The following is a 25,630-nucleotide window of genomic DNA, read 5'->3' on the forward strand; positions in this document are numbered from 1 at the left end:
TTCATGTCCACTCCCCCCATCTCCCGCTCACAAATCGACCTCGCGGACCAGATCCTCCAGCGCGCTTACGCCGATGGCCTCTTCACGCACGCCGCCTATGCGCTGTCCGTTCGGGGGGCGACGGCCGCGCGGCGGGCGTTTGGGGCGGCGACAATGGAGACGGTGTTCGATCTGGCGTCTCTCACGAAGCCGGTCGCGACGGCGACAGGGGCGATGCAGCTCGTCGAACAAGGACGGCTGCATTTGCTGCAGCCGGTCCGGAAGTTCTTTGAAGAAGAGTTCGGCGCGCTTCCGCATTTGACGGATGTGGAAGTCCACCATCTGCTCACGCATACCTCCGGCCTGCCGCCCATCCCGAAGTGGCCGAAGGACGGCGCCGACTCCGAACGCAAGGCGTGGCTCCAGGCCGTGCTCAGCACGCCTCTGCTGCGCGCGCCGGGCGTCGGATACACCTACTCGGACGCGGGTTATATTCTGCTCGGAGAGATACTGCGGCGCGTGTCGGGAATGGATCAAGCGGCGCTGTTCCGTCAGGGCGTCACGGAGCGCCTCAGTCTTCCGAACATCGGCTATCTGCCCGATGCGTCGCTGCGGCCACGGATCGCGCCGACCTCGAAAGACGCCGCCGGAACCGTCCACGATCCAAGGTCACGAGACATGGGCGGCGTCAGCGGCCACGCCGGCCTGTTCGGAACGACCGATGACTTGATCCAGTACGCCGAGGCGATTCGCGGCGGCGGACCGCCCCTGCTTTCGCGCGCGGCGACGGCGCGGATGGCGGTCAGCCAGATCCCGCGCACGGTGGGAAGCCAGTCATACGGCTGGTTCTGCGCCGGCAACGACTTCCTCCCCAAAGGCGACCTCTTCTCCGACCGCTCCTTCGGTCATTCAGGATTCACGGGCACACTACTGCTCATCGATCCGGAATACGAAGTTTCGCTCGTCCTGCTGACGAATCGCGTGGTGAACGAAACAGAAGACGGCAGCCGATTCCTCCGCGTTCGCCGATACTTGCTCAACGCGATGGCGGCGGCGCTGGTGTAGGAGGAGCCCTCACCCCCCCGCCCCCTCTCCCAAAATTGGGAGAAGGGGAGTCAGAGTTTGAGTTTTTTGGATCAAAGATCCAAATCTTTATCTGATCCTAACCCTCTCCTAGAATTGGGAGAGGGTGGCGCGGAGCGCCGGGTGAGGGCCATCCGCCGCCATCCTCAAAATCCATTTGTGATGTTTTTCACGAAATGTGGTATCATGGTTGCGTCACTTATGACACAATGCGCTTTTTCACGCTGCACAGCACACCGGTTTGCCGCAGCGCCCCGTTCTTGGTTTTCTTTTCAATCGCCTCGACAACGGCGCCACACGACCTTCGCCTGAACCGGAATCCGCCGAAACGCGGACGCAGGCCGGTTTCAGGAGATTCCTTCGTATGTCTTTCACGTCCCTCGGGCTGCGCCCCGAGATCCTTCGCGCGCTCTCGGACTCGGGTTACGAGACGCCCACACCCATTCAGTCCAAAGCCATTCCCGTCATCATGCAGGGCCGCGACGTGCTCGCCGCCGCGCAGACCGGCACGGGCAAAACGGCGGGCTTTACCCTGCCCCTGCTCCATCGTCTCAGCACGACGCCGCAGCGGGCGAGCCGTGGTCACCACCATCCCGTGCGCGCCCTGATCGTGACGCCGACGCGTGAGCTGGCGGCGCAGGTCGAAGAAAGCGTCACCACGTATGGCAAGCATCTGAACTTGACATCGGCGGTCGTCTTCGGCGGCGTCAATATCAATCCGCAGATCGCGGCGCTGCGCCATGGCGTCGATATCCTGGTGGCGACGCCCGGACGCCTGCTCGACCACATCCAGCAGGGAACGGTCGATCTGACACAGGTCGAGGTGCTGGTGCTCGACGAAGCCGACCGGATGCTGGACATGGGTTTTATCCGGGATATCAAAAAGATCCTCGCCTTGCTGCCCGCGAAGCGCCAGAACCTGCTGTTCTCCGCGACGTTCTCCGATGAGATCAAGTCGCTGGCGAATGGCCTGCTGAACTCGCCGACACTGGTGGAGGTCGCGCGCCAGAACGCCGAAAGCGAGCTGGTGACGCACTGCGCGTACTTCGTCGCGCAGGAGAATAAGCGGGACCTGCTTGAGTACCTGCTGATCGAGAAGAAGATCGGACAGGCCCTGGTCTTCACGCGCACCAAGCACGGCGCCGACCGTCTCGCCAAGCAGCTGACCAAGAGCGGGATCAACGCCCTCGCGATCCATGGCAACAAGAGCCAGCCGCAGCGCACCAAGGCGCTCGCGGACTTCAAGTCCAGCACAGCCCGCATTCTGGTCGCCACGGACATCGCGGCGCGCGGCATCGATATCGATCAGCTGCCGCACGTCATCAACTATGAGCTGCCGAACGTTCCCGAGGACTATATCCACCGGATCGGCCGCACGGGCCGCGCTGGCAGCCCGGGCGAGGCGCTCTCGCTCGTCAGCCGCGATGAAGAATCGTATCTGGCCGACATCGAGCGCAAGATGAAGAAGAGCATTCCGCGCCAGCAAGCGACGGGCTTTATTCCTAAGCCCGCCTCGGTCACCGCGCTGGAGAACGCCGATACGCGGCCGCCGCGCCCGCCGCGTCCCCAGCCGCGTCAGTCCGGCCCCGGACAGCGTCCGAGCGGTTCGGGTGGCCGACCGCCGATGCAGGGACCGCGCGGCGACCGTCCGCAATCGCAGGGATCGCAGGGCCATCGCCCCGGAAGTTCGCCCTCATCGCGCCCCGCCTGGCGACGCGATTAAAACTTTATGCCGGAGTATGTTTGCGGCGAAACCCCACCGGGTAAATGTCTGTAGTTAGATATTACTTTGGAGGAAATCACCATGGCATACGACGACATCAAGGATGATAATGTACAGCACGGGATCGACGACAACCCGACTCATGACGCCGAAAAGGGCGCGGGTCTGGGAGCGGTCGGCGGCGCGATCGTCGGCGGCCTCGCGGGCGGCCCGGTCGGCGCGATCATCGGCGCGGTTGCGGGCGGAATCGCCAGCGGCGCGGCGGTTGCAGCCGTGGATCGCCATGACAATGATAACACCGTCTCCGGCCTCGGCGATGGCGCGACCAGCGATCTGAACGACCCGCTGAACGACGATGTGGACGCGATCGATCCGAACCTGCCGGCCGGCGGCCGTGTCGGCGTTTACAACACGCCGTCCACCGTCCCGGTCGACAACAGCGCGAATGCGGGTTATGACACCACCGGACGGGTCGGCAACGGCGTTCCCGGCGTGCAGACCGGCGGCTACGATGTGGACGGCACGCCCGACACGCGCGGCATTACCGAGAAAGCGGCCGACGCCATCACCGGCGACCGCATCGATGACAAGACCGGCAAGCCGGTTGTTTAAGCCGGCCCCTATGCGAAAAGCATAGACGCCTTGACTCGACAACTCAATCACGGCCTAACTGAATAACGGCGACAAAAACTCCCCGAGGGTCTGTGTGACAGATCTTCGGGGAGTTTTTCCGTCTTGACCCAGATACCCCCGCCGGGTATAATTCCGTTAAGGAGAACCGATCCATTGCAGCAGGAAGCGCGTCAGAAGATTCAGAACCGTCTCAAGCGTATCTCAGGCCAGGTCGCCGGCGTCCAGCGGATGGTGGAGGAGGACCGTTACTGCGTCGATATCCTCACCCAGGTCGCCGCGATCCGCTCCGCCCTCGACGCCGTGGGCGTGGCGATGCTGACGAGCCATTTGGAGACCTGTGTGCTGGGGCATGGCGCGAAAACGGAGCATGAGTGCGCAAAGCAGATGACTCAGACGGAGCTCTTAGAAGAAGTGCGCGTTTCGCTGGAGCGGTTCCTCAAGTAACATCGATCGTTCAACGAGCAGGAGAAAGTCCCATGGAAACAACATTCATCGCCCCCGACATCGAATGCGAGGGCTGCGCGGCCAGCATCAAAAAAGCGCTGGGACAAGCGCGCGGCGTGGAAACCGTGGACGTCAACATCGAACAGAAATCCGTAATCGTCGGCTTCGACACCGACCAAACCAACGCCGCCGCCCTCGCCGACGTCCTGGACGACATCGGCTTTCCCATCCAGCGCGAATCCGACGTCCGCGCTTAGGTCAATTCTCAAAAGACGTCAGACTGTCAAGCGCCCTGCTTGCAAAGGATGATAACGTTGAAAATTCAGGAAAATTTAGAACAAATCATGCGTAAGCGATGCTATCTCTGCGGCAGATCCCGCGATCAGGTCGAGAAGCTCATCCTGGGCGTTCACGGCGGCGTCTGCGCGAATTGCATCGAATTAGCGTACAGCATACTCCACAGTTCTCCTGAAGAGCAAAGCGAGGCGCTGGTGGCGGCAAGGGAACGCGCGCAGAGTGAGCGTTCAAAAACGCTGCTGCAGCGCCTCTTTAGCAAACCAAAACAGCGTCTATGAACTCTAACGCGCCATGAGGCCCGTCAGGCCGCAAAGCGGCGATAGATTTCCCAGGACTTATCGAGACACGTCAGGATCTGGACTTCGTGCGAATGGATTTCTTTCTTGATTCCAGGGAACGTCTTCTTCGCGGGTTCTTCCTGCGCAGCATAAAAGATGAACTCCCGGCGCCCCGCCGTGGTGATCGCCAGAGCCAGAGTCGCGGAGCCGTCGGCCTCGAACCGTTCGCGCAGCAGGTGCTCGATGGCGTCCAGTTCGATCGTTTCCAGCCGGCTGGGCAGGCCGTTGGTCGTTGGGGATCGGAACGGGACCACCACGCCCACATGGTACTGATATCCGAGCAAACTGCTCATTCGTTTCAGTCCCATATTGACCCGAACCACGAGCAGCGCGCCGCTGTCGTTGTATTTTTTGACTTCCCACGGTCCATCTGCGGCAGTCGGCGCGAATGTCGGGGTGCTAGTCTTCGTGAATGGCCACATAGATCCTTCTCCGGACATAGTTTTGGAGGGGCAAGCAGCGTTGGATACCCCGTCATTCATCATACAACAAAAATCGACAAACCAAGCAGGCATGAAATATTTTTATTGAAATTAGGAAATGTTAATTCCCCTAATAATTGAGGCGGCTTCCGCAATGTCCGTAAAAACTCATGTATAATGAGTGCGTAGTGCTTCATTCTCCAGATCGACGAACGCCGCATGTGTCGTCGCGCGGAGCCGGCGGCGTTCGCTGCATACTTTACCGTTGCAATTATTGCTCAACAGCTCCCACATGCGTCGTCCATCGTTCACCACGAGGACACACTGCAACTGACTTAAGGCCGAGGCGTAACGCCTCGGCCTCTTTTTTGGCGATTTATTTTTGGCGAGATCGCGATTCTGCGACGCGTATCCCGGGGGCGTGTGGGTATCATGTCGGAGGCGTCATTACGAATCAACGGAGAAACTAGTTTGAAAAATACAATATTCCAAAATAAGAAATCAATCGTATTGGTTCCTGCGGCGGCTGTCGCGCTTGGGCTGCTGAGCGCCGGCTGCGGAGACAACGGTCAGAAGGATAACGCAAGCGCTCCGGCCTCCACCGGCGCGCAGACCGCCAGCAGCAGCGCGGGCGGCGCTTTGAACGGCGCGGGCGCGACCTTCCCGGCGCCCCTGTATCAGAAGTGGTTCCAGGAATATCAGGCCAAGAACGGCGTCCAGATCAACTACCAGGCGATCGGCTCCGGCGGCGGCATCAAGGGTATCACGGCCAAGTCCGTGGACTTCGGAGCATCCGACGCGCCAATGAACGACGAGGAGCTGGCGAAGGCGCCCGGCATCCTGCACGTCCCCACCGTGGCCGGCGCGGTCGCGATGGCCTACAACGTTCCCGGCGTTCCCACGGGGATCCACCTGACCGGCGACGTCATCGCGGATATCTTCCTGGGCAAGATCACGAAGTGGAATGACGCGCGCATCACGGTGCTGAATCCGGGCAAGAACTTCCCGGCCCTGACCATCGCCCCCGTTCACCGCGCCGACGGCTCCGGCACCACCAATATCTTCACAACCTATCTGAGCCAGGTCAGCCCAACCTTCAAGGCCGGGCCGGGCGCGGGCAAGTCCGTGAAGTGGACCGCCGGCGTCGCCGGCAAGGGCAACGCGGGCGTCGGCGCGCTGGTCCAGCAGACCCAAGGCGCCATCGGCTATCTGGAGCTGGCGTACGCGATCCAGAACAAGATCGCCTTCGCGGACGTGCAGAACGCCAAAGGCGCTTTCATCACCCCGTCGGTCGAATCCACCACGGCGGCCGCCGCCGGCGTGACGCTGCCCGACGATTTCCGGGCCGTGATCACCAACACGGACGACCCCAAGGGCTACCCGATCACCGGCTTCACCTTCCTGCTGGTTTACAAAAACTCCAAACCGGACGTGAAGAAGTTCCTGCAATGGGCGCTGACCGACGGACAGAAAGACGCCCCCACCCTGATCTACGCCCCGCTCCCGGACAGCGTGCAGAAGAAGGCGCTGGCGGAAGTCGATACGATCCAGTAATTTGGCCCGCCTGATAACGACAAACGCCCCGCCGCATATGTGTCATGCGGCGGGGCGTTTGTTTGCGAGGGCGGCCAGCATCACGCGGCCATCGCGTAGGTGATTTCTTCCTCGGGGGCAATGATGTCCAGAAAGACATCCACCACTCTCGGGTCGAAGTGCGTTCCCGCGCCGGCGCGGATATGCTCCGCGACACGGCTCGGACTCCAGGCGGGCCGGTAGGGCCGGTCGGACCCCAGCGCGTCCCACACATCCACCACGGCGAAGATGCGCGCCGCGAGCGGGATTTCGGTTCCCGCCAGGCCGCGCGGGTATCCGCCGCCGTCCCAGCGCTCGTGATGGCAGTAAGGGATATCCATGGCTGGCGCCAGAAACGCGATCGGCTCCAGCAGATCGTGGGCGTAGGCGGGGTGGCGGCGCATGATCTCCCACTCGCCGGCGTCCAGCGCGCCGGGCTTGAGCAGGATGGCGTCCGGAACGCCCATTTTGCCGATGTCGTGCAGCAGAGCGCCCCGGCGGATCTGCACGATCTCTTCTTCGCTCAGGCCAAACTCATTGGCGAGACGCAGCGTCATCTCGGTGACGCGGCGGCTGTGTCCTTCGGTTTCCTTGTCGCGCAGATCCAGGAAGTGCGCCCAGGCTTCGATGGTGGCGTCGTAGGCGGAGTGCATCTCGGAGAGGTTGTGGTGGAGCTCCGCGTTCAGTCGCAGGATCTCCGCCTCCGATCTCTTGCGGTCGGTAATCTCCGTGGAAACGCCCAGCATTTGTCGGCATCCGCCGTGACCGTCAATGAGCGGACGCTTCTCCGTTTGAAACCAGCGGAGATTCCCGTCGGCGTCCGTGATCTGCTCTTCCGCGATGAACATCGCCAGCCGGCTCTGAATGACCTGACGGTCGCATTGATGAAACTCGGCGATCTCCGCGGGATTTCCCTGAAGGTCCGTTTCCCGAAGACCGATCAGCAGCTCCGGGGACGTTCCAAAAAACTGGGCGAGCGCATTGTTCACCATCCCAAAGCGCCCCGCGCCGTCTTTGATGAAGATCATGCTCGGCACGGCGTCGATCACGCCCGCCAGGAAGTCCCGCGCCTCCACCACCTCTTGCGTGCGTTCGGCGATTCGACGCTCCAGCTCTTCGTGGGCCTGCTGCAATGCGATCTGCGCGGCTTTGCGGTCGGAGATATCCACCAGAACGCCGTCCCACACGGTCGCGCCGTCGGAGCGCCGCTCGGGACGCGAAACGCCCTGGATCCAGCGCTCGCCGCCGCCAGGCAAGCAGAAACGCCCTTCCCAGTTCCAGAGGGTCAGCGACCCCGCCGATTCCGCGACGGACAAATCGAAGGAAGGGCGATCGTCCGGATGAATCATATTGACGATTCCGATAGTGTTCGCAAGCACTTCCTCGGGCGACATATCGTATAACTCACGGCACCCTTCACTCACAAACTCAAACTTCGGCGTCCCATCGCGCAGCAAAGCAAAGCGATAGACCATCCCCGGCGTATTCGCGGAGATGCGCTCGTACCGGCCATGCAGCGCCCAGAAGCGCCGCTGCACGACCAGGGTGGCGGCGCCCGCCAGGACCGCGCTGACGACGATCGTCACGTAATGCGACTGCCACTTCGTCAGCCACGGCGCCGTGAGCTCCTTGAATAGCTCGTATCCCAGCATGGCGCAAAGCGTGGCTGCGGCCACGATAGCCACGGTCCACAGGGACGAGCAGGAAGGCGGCGAATAAGGGCGTATTCGTTCCATTTTTTTAAGACGCAATAGCATGAGAACTTTCGCGAAGGCGTGTCCGAGCGCTTTTCGTCCGCGCCGAGCGGACATCACTCCATTTCATTTTCGGCGTTTCGCGCGCGTAATCTCAGTCTATCCGCGAAAGATTCGGCAAAAAAGCCCGGCGCGCACTGCGGCGCGCCGGGCTTTCCTGATGTTGAAGCGCCTCAGTTACGCGAAGCGCAGCTTCGGCCGTCCGGGGATCGCTGCGGCCGGCGCTTCCGGCTCGGCGTCAAGCGTGAAGCGGGAGACGCTTTCCTGGAGCGTCTCGGCGATCCGGGCCAGTTCGCCCGACGCCGCCACAAGCTCTTCCACGGCCTGTCCCTGCTGCTCGGTCGTGGACGTAACGGTCTGGATGGACGCGGAGACTTCCTCGGCGGACGCCGACATCTCCTCGGCCGCCGCGCTGTTCTGATCCACCGCCGACGCCACCGAAGAAATCGCCTCCGAGACCTCCACGGAGGTGATTCGCATCTCGGTTGCGGCTTCCCGGATCTGCTTGGCGCGGAACGTCACCGATTCTACCACCTTCTGGATCTCGCCCAGCGCCGCGCCGGCCTGCTCGGCCTGCGCCGCGCCGTTCTCCACATCGCGCCGCCCCGCGTCCATCGACGTGATCGCTTCCTGTGTGCGGCTCTGCACTTCTTCGATCAGCGCGCCGATCTCGCGGGTCGCCGCGCCGGAGCGCTCGGCCAGCTTGCGCACTTCGTCGGCCACGACCGCAAAGCCGCGTCCCGATTCTCCGGCCCGCGCCGCTTCGATCGCCGCGTTGAGCGCCAGCAGGTTCGTCTGCGCCGCGATCGCGTCGATCGTCTCGACAATCCCGCCGATCCGCTGCGAGGCGTCGCCCAGGCTCTCCATGATCTGGGCCGACTGGCTGACCGTGCGATGGATATTCTCCATGCCTCGGACGGTTTCGGCGACCGTGTTCACGCCCTGGACGGCGACATGGCTCGCGCTCGCCGCTTCGGCGGCGGCAAGCGTCGCGTCTTCCGCGACCAGGTCTACGCTCTGCGCCAGTTTGCGCATCAGGCCCATGCTGTCCGCGACGGAATTGGCCTGCACGGAGTTGCTGTGCGCTACGTCGCCGGCGCCGCGCGCCGACTGCTCGGACGCCGTGGCGACCTCGCGCATCGTCTGCGTGATCTCCTCGGTCGAGTAACCGACGTTTCGCGCCGTTCCCGCCAGCTGCGCCGCCGAGCTGGTGACCGTTGAGGCGCTCGCGCCGACTTCGCCGATCAAACGGCGCAGGTTTGTCCCCATATCCTGAAAGGCGCAGCCAAGCGCGTCCCGGTCCGACTGCGGCTGCGTGGTCTGCCGCAGGTCGCCGGCCGCGATCCGCTCCGCCGCCTGCGCCATGGATTTCTGATAGGCGATCAGCGAGCGGAACGCATCGGCGATCCGCCCAACTTCGTCGTCGCTGTGGACATCGATCTGCTGATCGACCTCACCCTTGGCGAGCGCTTCCGCCGCCGTCGCCATCGGCGCGAGCGCGCGGCCCAGCCCATTCGCGATCATCCAGACAAGACCGAGCATCATCGCCAGCGCCACGCCGCTGATGACCAGCGCCTGATTGCGCAGCGCGATGCTGGGCGCCAGAATGGCGTCCTGCGAGACGTTCATCACCACGCGCCAACCGGTGAACGGCGCCGTGGCCCAGTAGACTCGGCGCCATTCGCCTTTGATCTGAAGCTCCTGCATGCCATGGTCATCCCCCGAAACGACCTTGCCGTCCGGCAGCGATTTGGCGGGGACGCCGGCGAAGCCCTTGCGCAGCAGCAGATCCGCGTTCGGATGGGTAATGAGCAGTCCGCCCCGGCTCACGAGATAGCCGTACTCCTGCGACTGATTGCCGGAATCGAGAACGTGGACGCCGCTCATGATCGTGCGCAGCTCATCTAGCCCAAGGTCCACGCCGACGATGGCGAGAAGCGTGTGGTTGGCGTCGTAGATCGGCCGCGTATAGCTGACCATGGAGATGTTGCCGCCGCCGTCATCGAAGTACGGCTCGCAAACGTAGGGCGCGCCGGTTTTCTTGGGGCCGTTGTACCACTCCTGGGAGGCGTCATGATAATCGTAATCGGGCTTGAGGATCGTCGGCCAGCTCTTGCGCGTCACGAGCTGGTTCGACAGCTTCGCCTTGTAGTTGAGCTGGTCATACGCGATATAGAAGTCGAAGGCGTCGCTTTCCGGCGCTTCGCGCAGCAGCTTCACCAGATACGGTCCCACGGCGCCGTCCGGAACCACGCCGTCGCCCTGCTGGCGCGCGGCCACCGCGTCCACGCGCGCGCCGCAGCGCTGGACATAGGTGTCCAGGCGCTGCGCGGTCGATGTCAGCAGGCTCAGCGCCTTGGCGTCGGCCTGCTGCTCCAGCAGATGGCGGCTCGCATTGTAACTGAACCAGGACGTCGCGATCAACACCGCGCCGGTCGCAAGTCCCACGGCGAGACAAAGCTTTTGCGCGATGGTGCGCAGTTTTGGTATGGGAAAGGGCATGGGAATTACGCTCCTGCAAAATGTCAAAATTACGAAGACGACGCCGCTGTCGCCCTCACCACTCTTCATTGTCGGAAGCAGCCGCGAGAAACTTCAGGCGTCCGCCCCCTTGCCGACGAAAGCGGCCCCGGCTGCGCGAAGCGCGGCCGGGGCCGGAGGGATCGAAAAATCGCGCGGCGTTACGCCGCGCGCAGATGCTCGTGGCGAGGCGCGGCGCTTGCGCCGTCGTCCGACAGCGCAAACCGCGAAACGCTGTCCTGCAAAATCTCGGCGATCCGCGCCAGCTCGCCGGACGCCGTCACCAGATCTTCGACCGCGCCGCTCTGCTGCTCGGTCGTGGACGCCACGGTCTGAATGGACGCGGAAACTTCCTCGGCGGACGCCGACATCTCCTCGGCCGCCGCGCTGTTCTGATCCACCGCCGACGCCACCGAAGAGATCGCCTGCGAGACTTCCTGAGACGTGCCGCGCATCTGCGCCGCCGCCTCGCGGATCTGCTGGGCGCGGGCCGTTACGGACGCCACGACCGTCTGGATCTCGCCCAGGGTCTTGCCGGCCTTCTCCGCCTGCAACGCCCCGCTCTCGACATCCCGCCGCCCGGCGTCCATGGAGTCGACGGCTTCTCGTGTCCGTGTCTGCACTTCCGCGATCAGCGCGCCGATCTCGCGGGTCGCCGCGCCGGAGCGCTCGGCCAGCTTGCGCACTTCGTCGGCCACGACCGCAAAGCCGCGTCCCGATTCTCCGGCCCGCGCCGCTTCGATCGCCGCGTTGAGCGCCAGCAGGTTCGTCTGCGCCGCGATCGCATCGATCGTCTCGACAATCCCGCCGATCCGCTGCGAGGCGTCGCCCAGGCTCTGCATGATCTCCGCCGAATGGCTCACCGTCTGATGGATCCGCTGCATGCCCTGCACCGTCTCACTCACCGTGCGGACGCCTTCCTGCGCCACATCGCCCGCGCTCGCCGCTTCCGCGGCCGCCTGATTCGCATCGGCGGCGACGGATTCGACGCTCTCGGACAGCTTGTGCATTAAATGCATGCCTTCCGCGACCGAGTTCGCCTGCACGGAGTTGCTCTGGGCCACATCGCCGGCGCCGCGCGCCGACTGCTCGGACGCCGTGGCGACCTCGCGCATCGTCTGCATGATCTCCTCGGTGGACAGGCCGACGTTTCGCGCGGTTCCCGCCAGATGCGCCGCCGAGCTGGTGACGGTCGAAGCGCTCGCGCTCACCTCGCCGATCAGCTGGCGCAGGTTCGTTCCCATCTCCCGGAACGCGCATCCCAGCGCGTCCCGCTCCGACTGCGGCTGCACGATCTGCCGCAAGTCTCCCGAGGCGATCTGCGCCGCCGCCTGCGCCATCGATTTCTGATAGGCGATCAGGGAGCGGAAGGAAGTGGCGATCCGGCCGACTTCATCATCACTCTCAAAGTCAATCGTCTGATCCACCTCGCCCTTGGCGAGCGCTTCCGCCGCCGTCGCCATCGGCGCGAGCGAACGGCCGACGCGGGACGCGATGATCCAGACAAGAAGCAGCATCAGGGCCGTCGCGGTGGCGCTGATCGCCAGCGCCTGGTTGCGCAGCGCGATGCTGGGGGCCATTACGGCGTCCTGGGAGACGTTCATCACGACGCGCCATCCGGAGAAGGGCGCGGTCGCCCAGTAAACGCGCCGCCATTCGCCCTTGATCTTAACCGCCTGCTCGCCATGGGCGTCACTCGAAACAACCTTGCCGTCCGGCAGCGAATTGACTGGGGCGCCGGCGAAGCCTTTGCGCAGCAGCAGGTCCGTGTTGGGATGCGTGATCACCAGTCCCCCACGGCTAACGAGATAGGCGTACTCCTGGGAGCGATAGGCGTTGTCCAGTACGTGAACGCCGCCCATGATCGCGGTCAGCTCTTCGAGCGACAGGTCGACGCCCGCGATCGCCACCAAATCATGGTTGGCGTCGTAGACCGGCTGCGTGTAGCTGACCATCGAGATATTGGCGCCGCCGTCGTCGAAGTACGGCTCGGTCACATAGGGCTTGCCGGCGTCTTTCGCGCCCTTGTACCATTCCTGGGACGGGTCGTGATAGTCGTAGGTCACCTGATCCAGATTCGGCCAGCTCTTGCGAGTCACCCAGGGCATCGAAAGCGTGTCCTTGGCTTTCATCTTCTCGTAAGCGATGTAAAAGTCGTACGCTTCATTCTCCGGGGTGTGCTTCAGCAGAGACGCGAGGTAGGGAATCATCGTCCGATTGGCCCGGCTTCCGGAGACTTCCTGACGCGCCACGATAGCGTCTGTACGCGCGCCGCATGACTGGAGGTAGGTATCCAGCCGCTGGGCCGTGGATTCGAGCATCCCCAGCGCTTTGGCGTCGGCCTGCTGCTCCAGCAGATGTCGGCTCGCATTGTAGCTAAACCAGGACGTCGCGATCAAAACGACTCCTGTCGCAAGCCCTACCGCAAGGCAGAGCTTCTGCGCGATCGTGCGCAGTTTAAAGGTTGGAATGGCCATGGTGAACGGGTGCTCCTGCTCGGCGAAAAATGTCGAAGCTGTGACTTTTGCCAGCTTCCCGCCGCTATTATCGGCAGAATTCCCCGCGCGCTGGAGACCGTTTCGGCGCTATTTTCCAGTATAGTTAAGAGGATCGAAGTGGAGGAAATGAGTTCCATGAAGAAACAAACGATTTGGCGCGGCGCGGCGCCGGCCGCAATCGGCCTGCTGCTGCTGACGGGATGCGGAGGAGGCGGGGGATCGTCCTCCGGGGATTCCACGACGGGCTCCACGGGAGCGACGACGGGGAGCACGACCGGGGGATCAACGGGCGCGTCGCTGACGGCGAGTCAGCAGGCCGCGTCTGCGAGCGGCGTCAGCGGCGCCGTCTACGGCGCGGCGACGGTGGCGGCCCTGGGATCGCTGAGCGACGCGGCGTCGATCACGCCGGCGATCGAGGGAACCGTGAGTCACGCGGGGTCGGAGACGCATCCGACGGTGACCGTGAAGAAAACGAGCGGGGGCGTAACGGTCACGCTGGATTACGGATCGGGAATCACCCAGGGCGGCGTGACGCGCTCCGGCGTGGTGATCGTCGCCATCAACACCTCGGCGAAGACCGCAAGCGTGACGTTCCAGAACTTCACCGTCAACGGCAAAACGGTCTCCGGGACGATCCAACTCACATCGCTGAGCTACTCCTCAAACCGAGTCGCCTTCGCAAGCGCGGTCGATCTCACGATCGGCGGCGTCGGGACCATCGTCGGAGGCGAATCGGTCTCCTACGCCTCGCAGACACTCACGATCGACAGCGCCAACGTGACGTACACCGATACGATGGGAAAAGTGTATTTGATCGGGCTGTCCCACGTCGTCATTCCCTACGGCGCCACCGGCAGCCTGCTGCCGGACTCCGGCGCGCTGACGCTGAGCGAATCGTCGGTGGGAACAATCGCCGTCACGTTCACCGCGAACACGCCCGCCACGAAGACGGTGCTGGTCTCCGTCAACGGCGGCCCTCAGATCGCGCTGACGCTTTCCTGACGCGTCTCAAACGTCGATGAGCCGCCAGCGTTTGGCGAGGTTGAAGATCCGTGTGCGGCCGAGCGCCAGGGCGCCGACCGCGCCGTGGACATGGCCGCAGACGACGAGTTTGGGCTGGTGTTTTTCGATGTACCGGGTCAGCGGGCGGGATCCCAGGTGGGGGCCGCCCGCGCGGTCCAGCAGGCTGTAGGGCGGCGCGTGGGAAAGGACGATATCGGCGTAAGGGAAGTCGTAGGCGGCTTCTTCGGCTTCGGGATCGACGGTCAAGCGCTCCCAGAGGCGCATCAGCTGCGGCGTCTCGTAACTGGGACTGAGCGAAACGCCGTGCACGGACATCGGTTCGCCGGTCTGAGGATCGTCGAAGGACAGCGTTTTGTCGAGGACCCAGTGCAGGCCGGGCATGGACAGCGTGTCTTCGGACATGCCGATGTCGTGGTTGCCGGGAATCCAGAGGACGTTGGGATAGACTCCCGTCAGCGTGCGAAGCCAATCGGCCATCGCCTGCATCTCCGTGGGACTGCGCATCCCCAGGTTGGTCACATCGCCCGCGATCACGCACAGGTCGGCCGCCGGCATCTCCGCGGCGCGAAACTGATCGAATCGCGCGTGGACATCCGACATCGCGAGAACTCTCATTCACTCTCCATAAGCGTCACGGGAACCCACCCGCGCACGCTGTTGATCAACCAGATCCGTGTGGCCTCGGCGAGCATCGCGCGCGGCAGCGCCCGCTCCGCGATCTCGCCATTGGCGAGAAGCTCGGCCCGGAACGTCCCGGCAAGCAGGCCGCAGCCGCGCGAAGGCGTCCAAAGACGCCCTTCGCTCTCTAGCACTAAGTTTCCTACGGTAAATTCCGTCAGTTCGTTCTCTTCGTTCCAAAGTAAAACGTCAAACGCGCCCGGGCGCGCGCTTCGGAGCCGCTCATACGTCTCGCGTCGCGTCGTCTTGTGGCAAAGAAATCGATCCGAACGGCTAATGGGCTCCGAGGCCAGCGCCACGGGCGGCGCGCTCGCCGAAGCTGGCGGCAGCGGAACGTATTCGACGCGCGTCGCCCCCGCCATGTTCACCAAAAGCCGTACGCGCCAGGAACCGGCGCCGAGCGTTTGCGCCAGGGCGTTCAGCGCCTCGTCCACGGGGGCGTGGGCGAAGGGAATCCCAAAGTAGCCGGCCGTCTCACGCAGGCGCTCCAGATGACGCCCACGAAGCGCGTATTCGCCATTTTCCAGACGCAGCGTCTCCAGCAGATCGAACGGGGGCGCGGGCGTCTCGGCGAACCGCGCCTTGCCGCGCGCTTCGGCCCGCTCTTCTTCCGGATCGGAATCCCAGGTGACTCCGCTGCCGACGCCCAGCTCCACCCGGCCGCGCGCCTTATCGACAATCGCCGTGCGAATCGCGACATTGAACACGATCTCGGACTGACGAGGCGCGATATAACCGATCGCGCCGCAGTAGGCCCGCCGGGGCGCCGTTTCCAGACGCGCGATCGATCGCATCGCGCTGACCTTCGGCGCGCCGGTGACAGAGCCGCACGGAAACAGCGCTCCGAAGATCTCCGTCAGGCCGATCTCCGGGCGCAGCCGCGCCGTGACGGTGGAGGTCATCTGGAGCACCGTCGGGTAGGTCTCGACTTCAAAGAGCCTGGGAACATCGACCGAACCGATCTCCGCGATGCGGCCGACATCGCTGCGCATCAGGTCCACGATCATGACGTTCTCGGCGCGCTCTTTTTCCGAGCGCACCAGCTCCCGCGCCAGCGCCTCGTCTTCCTCACGCCACCGGCCGCGCGGCCGCGTCCCTTTCATCGGCCGCAGCGTGATCTCACGGCCGCGCGATGCGAAGAATAGCTCGGGGGAGGCCGACAAAATGCGCTGGTCGCCCAGGTCCAGATACGCCCCGTAACCACGCCCGCCCTGCGCGCGGACCAGATCGCGCCAGTACGCCCGGTCATCTCCCGAGAACGCCGCGCGGCGGCGCACGGTATGGTTCACCTGATAAACATCGCCCGCCGAGATCGATTCCCGAATGGCGCGGACGGCGTCGCCATACTCCACATCGCCTTCATCCCAGGCTCCCAGCGAATAGCTCTCCGAATGGATCGACTCGGGAATGTGTGTAAGAGGGGCGGAAAAGAGCGCGAACCAGAGCAGCGGCAGATCGCCGGAGTGGGGCGCCGCCAGCGCCGGGTCGAACGCGGGCGCGGCTTCATAGGCGACATATCCGGCGGCCCACAGGCCCTGCGCCGACGCCTCCTCCACGCGCCGCAGCGCGGGAACGACTTCGGACACGGCGCGCGCCGAGACGATCTCCACGGGATCGGAGAACGCCAGACGGCGCGGCGCGCTTTCAAAATCGAGGAATTCCAGCTGAACGGTCGGATCGGTCATAACGGCGTAATGCAATTCACAAAATGCAGGACAAGGGAACGGAGTTACCGTATAATAGCACAACATGACGCCTACTCCGCCCTCAGAATCGCCCAACCCCGGATCCGTCTGGCCGCCGCCGCCCACGCAGCCGGTCGCCGCCGACGCGCGCCGGCCCTTTGCATCGCTCATCCCGCTCTCGCGCGTCATCGCGGTTCTCGGCGTGCTCGACATCATCGGCGGAGTCGGAGTCACGCTCGTCAAAGCGCGTCAGGTGGCGCTCTCCGGCGTTCCCGGAGACATCCTCCTGGTGCTGCTCGCCGGGGTGATTTTTCTCGCCGTCTTCGTCGCTTACCGGGTCCTGTTTTTGCGCTGGCTCTTTGTCGCCTACAAAAACCTCGATGTGTTCGAGGCGGCCGGCCTCGAGACCACCGCCGGCTGGGCGGTCGGCTGGATTTTCATCCCGGTCGCCAACCTCTACCGGCCCTATTTGACCCTCCACGAACTCTACAAGGCGGGAACGCCGGGCGTGGACAGTCGCGACGAGATCGCATGGCAGCGAGTCCCGTCCTCACCACTGATCGGCTGGTGGTGGTCGTCGATCCTGATCGATCTCTTCCTGCCGAAGATGGTGGACAAAGTATTGACGCACGGCATAACTGAAACCGCGTCCGGCATTCTGAACTTCGTCCTGGAATTGGTCTCGATTACCCTGACGATCGTCCTGGTCGGCTCGATCTCACGCCGCCAGGAAGCCAAAGCGCGGGAGATCGCCCCGTCCGCCCCATCGTATCTCTAGGAACACCTCATGTCCATGCCGCCTTTTCCGCCGTCCGAGGCGATTGCGCCAGTCGTTTGGCCGCCGCCGCCAACGAATACCGCGAATGTCCTGACCGACGAACAGCGCCGCGCGTTCGCCCAGTTGTCAAAATATCAATCCCCCATCGCGCTTTCTCATTGGATCGTTGGCTCCTTAGCCATCACTTTCGTGGTGCAGTTCGCACAGACGGCGTGTCTTCTGCTAGGGCCAGCCGCAGCGAAACTCGAAAGCATCACCTCCGATGTGTCCGCTTTTACAGCAATGGCGGGAGGGATGTTTTTCCTGATCTGGATCCGCCAGCTTTATCAGAACCTGACATTCCTCGGCGTCCCAGGACTGCAATATTCTCCCATGTCCGCGGCGACCGCGTTCCTGATCCCGATCGTCAGCATTTACAAGCCGATCAAGATCATGGCGGAGATCTGGAAGGCGACATCGCCGTCCAGCGTCCTCTATTTCGTCAGCGGCCACTGGGCGCAGACTCCATCCACGCCGCTGATCACCGCCTGGTGGGCGCTTTTCACGATCTACAATTCGATCAATTTTCTCATTGCGCTGAATATGGACATTAGCCAGTTCAAGGTGATAAATGACGAGGCAGACCTCTTGTTTTCGGCGATCAACGGCGCGCTGCTGGCAATTTTGATCCTGCGTTTGACCAAACGAGAAGAATCACGCTATAGGGAGATATACGCGAGCCTGCAAAACTAAGCAGCCGCAGAAGGCGATAGGATTCATGGAACATCTTCCCCCACTCGAAGGCTCAAACACCGGCGGCGTCTGGCCGCCACCGCCGACCAACGCCATCGACGACGGCCGCAGCCGCATGCTGTCTCTGCTGTCCCAATACCGGTCTCCCGTCGCGCTTTCGCGCTGGATGCTCGGCTTTATGGGCGCTACCGTAATCTCAGACGTTTCCGTGACACCATTGCTGATGTCCGGCCCATCTGGAAAAGACTCAGCAGACACCCTATCCAGCCTCTCGAACCTCCCACATTTCGTGGCCGGGATATTGTTCTTAATTTGGACATATCGACTTTACAAAAATCTGATCGTATTGGGCGTCTCCGGCTTGAAATTTTCTCCCACGATCGCGGTATTGATGTGCGTGCTGCCGGTCCTCAATCTCTACCAGCCAGTCGTCATTTTTGGAGAGATTTGGCGCGCATCGGCATTGCGGGAGACTATCGCGCGCGCCGGTGGACGCTGGAAAGCAGTTCCGTCGGCTCCGATCATTGTGTGCTGGTGGATCGCTTACCTCCTCTACAGCGTCGTAGCCGCCATATTGGGCAAGCAGGAGATCAAAAAGGCTACGGACCTTACACCTTATGCACTGCTGGGAGTAACATCGCTCGTCAGCGGGACATTACTCACAATCGTCGCACTGCGCCTTAATAAGCGTGAAGAGGCTCGCTACATTGAGATTGCAGCGAGCCTAAAGGACTAAGCGCTCATAGAAAAGGTAAGGTAAAGAATGGAACAAATCCCACACATAGACGGCGGCGTTTGGCCGCCGCCGCCGACCAACGCCATCGACGATGGCCGCAGCCGCATGCTGTCTCTGCTGTCCCAATATCGATCGCCCACGGTTCTGACGCGCTGGATGCTGGGCTGCCTGGCGGTCGCCGTGGTCACGGATGTGGCCGAAGCCATCGGGCTTCTGGGCGGACTTTCGGCGCATGCGTTCACGGAGGCCATCTCTGAGGCGTCGTCCTTCATCACACTCGCCGCCGGCGTCGTGTTTCTTGTTTGGATCCACCGGCTTTACAAGAACCTCACCGCGCTGGGGATCGCCAATCTTCGGCATTCGCCCGGCGTCGCGGTCATCATGTTCATTCTGCCGTTCATCAATTTGTACAAACCCATAGTGATTGTCCGAGAGATCTGGCGCGCCACATCGCCGCAGGCGACTCTGAGCATCGTCAAAGGCCGCTGGACCGAGACACCCTCAACTCCGCTCATCGGTTTCTGGTGGATTGCGTATCTTTGCTATAACCTGGTGAACACCCTCATCGCCGTGAACTCATCCAACTCGCAATTCGAGACCGCGCCCTACGAAGTCGGGGCGGCGTTGTCCGTTCTCAGCGGAACCCTCCTGGCGGTCCTCGCGCTGATGCTCACGGAACGCCAGGAACAGCGCTACACGGAAATTGCGGCAAACGTATCGAGGGCGTAAGACCAAGAGCGCTCAAATTCGAGGCGATGACGGTCTCCCCCGCCAGTAATGCAAGCGCGATATAGATGGACGAGAAAAAAACGCAGTCGCCTCACGGAGAGGCGACTGCGTTTTTCATCTCACAAACTTGCGGGGCTAACCACGCTTGGATTGACCGAATGATCCATTACTTTCCAGCGCCGCCAGCTCCCGCAGATCCCGCGCCGCCGGCGCTTCCCGCTCCGGAAACTCCGCCGCCGACACTTGAGCCGCCGCCGCCTTCCGAAGCGCCCGCTGCTCCGAAGCCGCTGGTGGCTGCGCCGGGGGACGACATGCTGGACGTTCCGGAAGCCGCTACGGGGTTCGACATGGTCGAGCCAGGCGCGGCGGTCGAGCCGGGCGTGGCCGCCGCGCCCGAACTGTTTGTGCTCGGGCCGGCCGGCGATCCCGGCGTATTTGCGCTGGATGCGCCGGGCGTGGCCGCGTTCATGTTGTTGGATGTGGACGAACTGGATGTATTTGGGCCGCTCGGCGATGCCGAGGACGAATTGGGGCCGTTTGTTCCGGCGGAATTCATCGTCGAGCTGGCTCCCGGCCCAGATGGCGCGGAGCCGCCGGGAGCCGTGCTGGCTCCCGATCCGGTCGCCGTGGAGATTCCGCCGGGGGCCTGCGAGTATCCGCCGCCGGCGGGAGCGGAGGCGCCGCCCGGGAGACTGCCCGAAGAAGAGACGGCGCCGCCGCCTCCTCCATCGGGCGAGGCCGGCTGCGCGACGTTGACATTCGCGGTGCTGGGGGCGTTGGGCTTCTCCGACGCCTCCACCGCCCAGGAGATGAGCGCGATGGCGATTACCGCCGCCGCCACCCAGGTCCACATCTGCTTGCGTCCCATTCCCGGACGCGCGCCCGGCGCGTCCGCGACATTGTTCACGTTGTTGCTTGCCATGACAGACTCCCTCTAAGGACAAACCATTTTCGTTACTATTGATACCAACATTGGAGACGAGGCAAAACCCGACGCGGCGTCAATCATTGACTGAGCAGTGAGTAGACAGCGCTTGCGCCGGAAGGGTACCCTCATTGCGAGCCCAGAATTGTGGCGGTGAAAGACAAACGCCGATGAACGCCGATATCCAAATCGCCGCGCAGAACGACATTGAAGCGCTGCTGCCGATGATCGCGGAGCTTTACGCGCACGAACGGATTCCGTTCGACGAGGCGGTTCTGCGCCCCGCCGTGGCCGCGCTGCTCGCCGACAGGGCGTTCGGTTTTATCTGCTTGGCGCGCGTAGACGGGACTCCCGCCGGGTACCTGATCGTCACGTTCGGTTACGATATCGAGTTCGGCGGGCGACAGGCGACCGTCACGGATGTTTACGTCCAGCCCGCGTTCCGCCGGCGCGGACTGGCGGGCGCCGCGCTGCGCTTCGCCGAGGAGAAATGCCGCGAGCACGGCGTCCGGGCATTGGAGCTACAGGTCTCCGACGGGAACACGCCGGCGAGCGACGCCTATGAGAAGGCGGGATTCACGATGTCCGGAAGATTTGTGATGAACAAGCGATTGGTGTGATTTGCCTCTAGACATTTGCCGAGCGGGCGGGTACCATTCACCCGAATTTTTTGGCGCATTCGCGCCAGACGAGGCGGACCATGATCACATTATTTGACAAAGAGACCGGCGAAGAAATCGGCCCGATCACTCCCGAACAGCTGGAGTTTCTGATGGACCATCTGGAGGAAGAGTCCTCCGACGATACGGATTACTATTTGACCGAAGATACAATCGATCTGTTTGAAATCGAAGGGGCCGATGAAGGCCTCGTCGAAATGCTGCGCAACGCGCTGGGCGATCGGACCGAGTTCGAAGTGCAGTGGGTCACGACGGGCGCAATTTGAGCGATCTGAGTACGACACGCCCGCAATTGCGGCGCCTGCATTACAAGCGATTGCTGCGCCGTGGATTGTTCGCGTTTCTTCTGGCCGCGCTAAGCTTGCTTGGCGCGGCCTTTATCGTCACCAGCTTCGGCGCGCAAACCTATCACTGGCGCGCCTTTGAGATCGAGGTCCGCATCCAGCCGGCCGCGCGCGGGGAAACGCGTCTGGTCTTTACGCCGCTGGGCGAAGTGCGGGCCGCCACCCACAAAACGCCGCTGGCGCTGGAAGTCAGCCTCCGCTCGGTCTCCTTCGAAAACCTCGGGCGCCTGATCCAGCATATGCCGCCGCGTCAGGATATGGAGCGGGAGTTCGCCGCCGTCGCCCGGCGCAGCCTCACACGCTTCGCGCTGCGCGAAGTGGTGCTGGGGATGCTCGGCGCGCTGCTGGGGCCGCTGCTGCTGCACGTCAAACGCCCCGGGATCTGGGCCGCCTCGGCGGCGCTCGGCGGCGCGTTCACCGGCCTGCTGCTCTACGGCACGCTGCGCACCTACAACCCCAAAGCCTTCGAACAGCCGACTTATGTGGGATCCCTGCGCGAAGCGCGGGCGGTCACCACGCTTGTCAGCAGCGCGTTCCATAGCGCCAACGCGCTTTCGGACAAGCTGAAGGTCGTCGCCGGAAATCTCAATGTCCTGTATGGCCGTATCGGGGACACCGCCATTACGCCCGAGGACGACAGCAAGACCGTACGCGTCCTGCACATCTCCGATATCCACAATAACACGGCGGCCATCGACTTCGTGAAGGAGCTGGCGCAGAAGTTCCAGGTGAATTTCGTCGTCGACACCGGCGATCTCAGCGACTACGGCTCTCCCGTCGAAGCGCCGCTGGCGCGCGAGGTGGGCGCATTGCGCGCGCCGTATCTGTTCGTCGCCGGCAACCACGATTCGCAGACAACCATCGCGGCGGTGCGCGCCAACCCGAACGCGATCATCCTGAACGGGCAGCCGGTGGTCGTCGACGGCCTGACCGTGCTAGGGCTTCCCGATCCAAGCTCGATGCGCCCGGGGATCGGCAGCGTGGACACGCCGCTGGCCGCGCTGCGCGACGCTTCGGGAGCGCTCGCGGGCGATATCGCCCGCATGCCCGCGCCGCCCGATCTCGTCTGCGTCCACAATCCGCTGGAAGAAGCCTCGCTGGAGGGGCGCGTTCCCGTCATCCTCTGCGGCCACCTGCACCGCGCGTACATCAATACAGTCGGAGAGACGGTGATCTGCAACGCCGGCACCACCGGCGGCGCCGGCCTGCGCTATCTCGACCACCGCGAGGGCGTGCCGCTCACGGCCGCGATCCTCACGTTCTCACGCGCGCCCAAGCCCAGGCTGCTCTGGATCGACCAGGTGGCGCTCGACGGCGCCCTCAGCGAATACTCCATTACCCGGCGCACGTTCGCGGCGGCGAAATAAAACCCGAAATAATTGCCGCCAAACCGCTTGACAGGCGCTCAATCGTCTGTTACAATCAGAAAATCAAACCGGTTGGATAATTGCAGGATCTCGGATGCGAGCCAGCCGCCTGGGGCCAAAGCGCCCCGCATTTGTCAAAGGAGTGGTCACCATGAAGCGTGGATTTACATTGATTGAACTACTAGTTGTCATAGCGATCATCGCGATACTTGCCGCAATCCTTTTTCCCGTTTTCGCGCAGGCCCGAGAAAAGGCGCGCCAGATCTCCTGCGCGTCGAATGAAAAGCAATTGGCTCTGGGCATCCTTCAGTATGTCCAGGACTACGATGAGAATTACCCCTTTGGGAACGAGTCCGGCCACGTCTGGAGCACCACTCCCGCCTGCAAATGGGACCTCAACATCGCACCGTATCTCAAGAGCCTCCAGGTCTTCTATTGCCCGGACGATTCGATGACCGGAAACGCCTACCCGGACTGGCAGGGGCTCGGAATGTCGTACGGCGTCAATGGGCTGATCACGCCGCACTGGGGCTCGCCGACCACCGTCTCGGTGGCCGGACCGATGGGGTACGCCAATGAGAACTGGGGCGGAAACTCCCAGACACCGGGTGGGGGCGGTCTCAGCCTCGCCGCCGTCAGCCAGCCGGCGGCCTCCATCCTGCTCGCCGAGCAGTTCAGCGCCGATATCCATAAGGCCAGTCCGACGGATATCAACGCCACCGGCGCGGGCGATTGGGGCGTCTTCGGAACCGGCACGGACCGCGGCAGCGGGTACGGAAATATCCCGGACGGCGCCGCTGCGGCGGCGGCCTACCCGAACGGCCCGAACGGGGGCGTCTCCGCCCACCACGCCGGAGATACGCTCACGAACTTTGCCTTCTGCGACGGCCATGTGAAGGCGATGCGCCCGACGGCCACGAACCCGAACGGCGCCGCTCACCCGGAGCTGAATATGTGGGACGCGACGCGATAACCGCCTCGCGATCCCTTCATGGCTCCGGCGAAATCCGCCGGAGCCGCAGCGAGGTTTCCAATGACACACACGAAGAAAACCGCCTGGGCCATCCGCCTCGCCTTGCTCGCCGCGCTCGCCGCGTCGGGATGTTCGCATTCGCAGAACCCGGGAGGCAAGATCTCCAGCGAGCAGATCCAGGCGATGTCCGGCCGCCCGCCCACGGCCGATGAGCTGAGGCGTTCGCAGGAATCCGAAGCCAGAGCCGTCATCCCTCCCACGGGGACCGGCAAATGAGCGTTTTGTCGCCAGAAATTGTCCATCGACCGGCTGGGAGCCAGGCCGCGCCGCTGTCCATCGCGATCGACTGCGCGGCGAACGCGGGTCCGGTGAACCCGTTCGTCTGGGGCGTCGGCGCGCCGGATAAGTATCATTGGTGGCCCGAGAACAAACAACTGATCGCGCGCATCCGGCAGGCGAAGATCAAACTGGTGCGGGTCAACCCCATCCAGTTGATGCTCTCCACGGGACGCGATCCCTACCCCGCCCCCGGCGATTGGGTTCTCGGCGACATGGACCGCGCGCTGAAGACGATCTTCGACGCCGGCGCGCAGCCGCTGTTCGTGGTCGCGGGGCTCCCGAAGGGCGTGGCGCGCGGCGCCGACGCCGCCGGATATCTGGACCGCGTCGATTGGAACGAGTATGGGCGCTTCCTGCGGGGCGTCGTTGAGCGATACAATGTCCGGCATGTGCTGGGAGTGGGCCGCACCGTCAAATACTGGGAGATGTGGAATGAACCGTCGATCGAAGGCGACGGCAAATTCGCCACGATGGAATCGTACGGCGAGTTCGTCAAAACGGTCGGCGGCGCCATGAAATCGGCGGATCCCGCCATTTCCCTGGTCGGGCCAGCCGCGCCGTGGTCCGATCTCAGCCCCAGCGGATGGACGGCGTACGCGGCCAAAAACCTTGCGGATCAGCTCGACATTCTTAGCTGGCACGACTACGGCCCCGGCCCGGGCCACTCCGACGGCGACGTGCTGGATTGGCCGAAGCCGCACTACGAAGACAACGTCAACACGGTGCGCTCCGGAGCAGGGCAAGCATTCGTCGGACCCGACGGGAAGCGCTACGGCGCGGCGATCACCGAATACAACATCAGCTGGCAGGACGGCGGCGAAGGCTACAACCGAACCTACCATTCTCATCTCAATACGGTCTATGTCGCCAGCGCGATCGCGCACGCGATGCGCGCCAGGGCGGCGATGTTTTGCGTGTACAACCTGGCGGAGACGGGCAAGAACCATCTGGGCATGCTTGCCAATACCGATTATGCGCCGTATGAGCCCTTCCATGTCGTCGAGCTGCTTGGCCGCCACTTCGGCGACGAAATGCTGCCGTCGTCGAGCGGCGATCCCAGGATCGACTGCGCCGTGTCCCAGGAAAGGTCGAGCGGCCGGATCTTCGCGTTTCTTGTCAATCGCGATCCCGGCGCGGCGCGCGACCTCGCGCTGCGGCTCGACCATTCGCGCCTGCGCCATCCGGCCGCGCGGGCATGGTCCATCGCGCCGGAAGGCGTCCGATCGCAGCCATGCGCGCCCATTTCGGGCGCGGCGGTCCGATACCGTCTCCCACCCTACGGTATCGTGTGCATCGAGGTTTCGGGTAACCTCACCCCTGAGCCCTTCAAACGACAAACGGCGAAGGGTGCGACGAGGACGGCAAGGAGCCGCTAGCA

Annotated in this window: 25 protein-coding genes; 18 read left to right on the plus strand and 7 right to left on the minus strand. The window is 63.3% G+C overall.

All coding sequences use genetic code 11. From position 1 onward, the window contains the following. Positions 1-3 precede the first annotated feature (3 nt). The 6 genes from D5261_RS03175 (at position 4) to D5261_RS03200 (ending at position 4,437) form a co-directional block, all read left to right on the plus strand. Positions 4-1,044 carry a serine hydrolase domain-containing protein gene (locus tag D5261_RS03175; RefSeq protein ID WP_119324018.1) on the plus strand — a complete coding sequence of 347 codons (1,041 nt, stop codon included), beginning with the start codon at positions 4-6 and terminating at the stop codon, positions 1,042-1,044. A gap of 382 nt (positions 1,045-1,426) precedes the next feature. After that, entirely contained in the window at positions 1,427-2,785 is a 1,359-nt protein-coding gene (locus tag D5261_RS03180; protein WP_119324019.1) for a DEAD/DEAH box helicase, read from the plus strand. An 81-nt stretch (positions 2,786-2,866) separates the two neighbouring features. Beyond that, the gene (locus tag D5261_RS03185) at positions 2,867-3,397 is read left to right on the plus strand and encodes a hypothetical protein (RefSeq protein ID WP_119324020.1); all 531 of its coding nucleotides are present in this window, start codon (positions 2,867-2,869) and stop codon (positions 3,395-3,397) included. A gap of 174 nt (positions 3,398-3,571) precedes the next feature. Beyond that, positions 3,572-3,862 (plus strand): metal-sensitive transcriptional regulator, encoded by a 291-nt coding sequence (locus D5261_RS03190; protein ID WP_119324021.1) that lies wholly within the window; start codon positions 3,572-3,574, stop codon positions 3,860-3,862. 32 nt (positions 3,863-3,894) lie between these two features. Further along, entirely contained in the window at positions 3,895-4,119 is a 225-nt protein-coding gene (locus D5261_RS03195; RefSeq protein ID WP_119324022.1) for a heavy-metal-associated domain-containing protein, read from the plus strand. 57 nt (positions 4,120-4,176) lie between these two features. Next, positions 4,177-4,437, plus strand: a complete 261-nt coding sequence (locus D5261_RS03200) for a ClpX C4-type zinc finger protein (protein WP_165864538.1) — start codon at positions 4,177-4,179, stop codon at positions 4,435-4,437. A gap of 23 nt (positions 4,438-4,460) precedes the next feature. Here D5261_RS03200 and D5261_RS03205 read toward each other — a convergent pair whose 3' ends face one another. Beyond that, positions 4,461-4,919, minus strand: coding sequence for a DUF695 domain-containing protein (locus D5261_RS03205; protein ID WP_165864539.1), 459 nt, complete (start codon positions 4,917-4,919; stop codon positions 4,461-4,463). 471 nt (positions 4,920-5,390) lie between these two features. Here D5261_RS03205 and pstS point away from each other — a divergent pair, with 471 nt between their 5' ends. Next, entirely contained in the window at positions 5,391-6,473 is a 1,083-nt protein-coding gene (gene pstS / locus D5261_RS03210; protein WP_218025731.1) for a phosphate ABC transporter substrate-binding protein PstS, read from the plus strand. An 80-nt stretch (positions 6,474-6,553) separates the two neighbouring features. Here the strand turns inward: pstS and D5261_RS03215 are convergent, their stop codons facing one another. The 3 genes from D5261_RS03215 to D5261_RS03225 all read right to left on the minus strand — a co-directional run bounded on the left by D5261_RS03215 (position 6,554) and on the right by D5261_RS03225 (position 13,242). Beyond that, the gene (locus D5261_RS03215) at positions 6,554-8,167 is read right to left on the minus strand and encodes an HD domain-containing phosphohydrolase (protein ID WP_301002412.1); all 1,614 of its coding nucleotides are present in this window, start codon (positions 8,165-8,167) and stop codon (positions 6,554-6,556) included. 255 nt (positions 8,168-8,422) lie between these two features. Then, on the minus strand, positions 8,423-10,747 hold the full coding sequence (locus tag D5261_RS03220; protein WP_165864541.1) for a methyl-accepting chemotaxis protein: 2,325 nt from the start codon (positions 10,745-10,747) through the stop codon (positions 8,423-8,425). Between the two features lie 179 nt (positions 10,748-10,926). Beyond that, complete coding sequence (locus D5261_RS03225; protein ID WP_119324028.1) at positions 10,927-13,242, minus strand: methyl-accepting chemotaxis protein; 2,316 nt, start codon at positions 13,240-13,242, stop codon at positions 10,927-10,929. Between the two features lie 156 nt (positions 13,243-13,398). Between D5261_RS03225 and D5261_RS03230 the strand changes: the two genes are divergently transcribed. Next, positions 13,399-14,265, plus strand: a complete 867-nt coding sequence (locus tag D5261_RS03230) for a hypothetical protein (RefSeq protein ID WP_119324029.1) — start codon at positions 13,399-13,401, stop codon at positions 14,263-14,265. A 6-nt stretch (positions 14,266-14,271) separates the two neighbouring features. Here D5261_RS03230 and D5261_RS03235 read toward each other — a convergent pair whose 3' ends face one another. Both D5261_RS03235 and pabB read right to left on the minus strand, forming a co-directional pair. Then, positions 14,272-14,901, minus strand: a complete 630-nt coding sequence (locus tag D5261_RS03235) for a metallophosphoesterase family protein (protein WP_119324030.1) — start codon at positions 14,899-14,901, stop codon at positions 14,272-14,274. Next, a complete protein-coding gene (gene pabB / locus D5261_RS03240) occupies positions 14,898-16,649 on the minus strand; it encodes an aminodeoxychorismate synthase component I (protein WP_119324031.1) in 1,752 nt (583 codons plus the stop codon). Before pabB ends, D5261_RS03235 begins: the two co-directional genes overlap by 4 nt. Positions 16,650-16,713: 64 nt before the next feature. On the opposite strand from pabB, the gene D5261_RS03245 reads away from it, so the two are divergent. From D5261_RS03245 to D5261_RS03260, 4 genes are read left to right on the plus strand one after another with little or no spacing between them, the layout of a single operon-like run. Beyond that, complete coding sequence (locus D5261_RS03245) at positions 16,714-17,427, plus strand: DUF4328 domain-containing protein (RefSeq protein WP_119324032.1); 714 nt, start codon at positions 16,714-16,716, stop codon at positions 17,425-17,427. Positions 17,428-17,436: 9 nt separating this feature from the next. Next, entirely contained in the window at positions 17,437-18,159 is a 723-nt protein-coding gene (locus D5261_RS03250) for a DUF4328 domain-containing protein (RefSeq protein WP_119324033.1), read from the plus strand. Between the two features lie 25 nt (positions 18,160-18,184). Continuing rightward, positions 18,185-18,895 carry a DUF4328 domain-containing protein gene (locus D5261_RS03255; protein WP_119324034.1) on the plus strand — a complete coding sequence of 237 codons (711 nt, stop codon included), beginning with the start codon at positions 18,185-18,187 and terminating at the stop codon, positions 18,893-18,895. A 27-nt stretch (positions 18,896-18,922) separates the two neighbouring features. Then, on the plus strand, positions 18,923-19,624 hold the full coding sequence (locus D5261_RS03260; RefSeq protein ID WP_119324035.1) for a DUF4328 domain-containing protein: 702 nt from the start codon (positions 18,923-18,925) through the stop codon (positions 19,622-19,624). 166 nt (positions 19,625-19,790) lie between these two features. On the opposite strand, the gene D5261_RS03265 is transcribed toward D5261_RS03260, so the two are convergent. Beyond that, entirely contained in the window at positions 19,791-20,546 is a 756-nt protein-coding gene (locus D5261_RS03265) for a hypothetical protein (protein WP_125206255.1), read from the minus strand. 173 nt (positions 20,547-20,719) lie between these two features. Here D5261_RS03265 and D5261_RS03270 point away from each other — a divergent pair, with 173 nt between their 5' ends. The 6 genes from D5261_RS03270 (at position 20,720) to D5261_RS03295 (ending at position 25,628) form a co-directional block, all read left to right on the plus strand. Next, positions 20,720-21,169: a GNAT family N-acetyltransferase gene (locus D5261_RS03270; RefSeq protein ID WP_119324037.1), complete on the plus strand. Its 450-nt coding sequence runs from the start codon at positions 20,720-20,722 to the stop codon at positions 21,167-21,169. Positions 21,170-21,249: 80 nt separating this feature from the next. Continuing rightward, positions 21,250-21,495 (plus strand): galactosyldiacylglycerol synthase, encoded by a 246-nt coding sequence (locus tag D5261_RS03275; RefSeq protein WP_119324038.1) that lies wholly within the window; start codon positions 21,250-21,252, stop codon positions 21,493-21,495. Continuing rightward, complete coding sequence (locus D5261_RS03280) at positions 21,492-22,940, plus strand: metallophosphoesterase family protein (protein WP_119324039.1); 1,449 nt, start codon at positions 21,492-21,494, stop codon at positions 22,938-22,940. Before D5261_RS03275 ends, D5261_RS03280 begins: the two co-directional genes overlap by 4 nt. 151 nt (positions 22,941-23,091) lie before the next feature. Next, complete coding sequence (locus tag D5261_RS03285; RefSeq protein ID WP_125206256.1) at positions 23,092-23,913, plus strand: DUF1559 family PulG-like putative transporter; 822 nt, start codon at positions 23,092-23,094, stop codon at positions 23,911-23,913. A 60-nt stretch (positions 23,914-23,973) separates the two neighbouring features. Then, positions 23,974-24,189: a hypothetical protein gene (locus D5261_RS03290; RefSeq protein WP_119324041.1), complete on the plus strand. Its 216-nt coding sequence runs from the start codon at positions 23,974-23,976 to the stop codon at positions 24,187-24,189. After that, positions 24,186-25,628, plus strand: a complete 1,443-nt coding sequence (locus D5261_RS03295; RefSeq protein WP_119324042.1) for a GH39 family glycosyl hydrolase — start codon at positions 24,186-24,188, stop codon at positions 25,626-25,628. The genes D5261_RS03290 and D5261_RS03295 overlap by 4 nt, the downstream gene beginning before the upstream one ends. The last annotated feature ends 2 nt before the right edge of the window (positions 25,629-25,630 follow it).

Source organism: Capsulimonas corticalis (genome assembly GCF_003574315.2).
GTDB classification, from domain to species: Bacteria; Armatimonadota; Armatimonadia; order Armatimonadales; family Capsulimonadaceae; genus Capsulimonas; species Capsulimonas corticalis.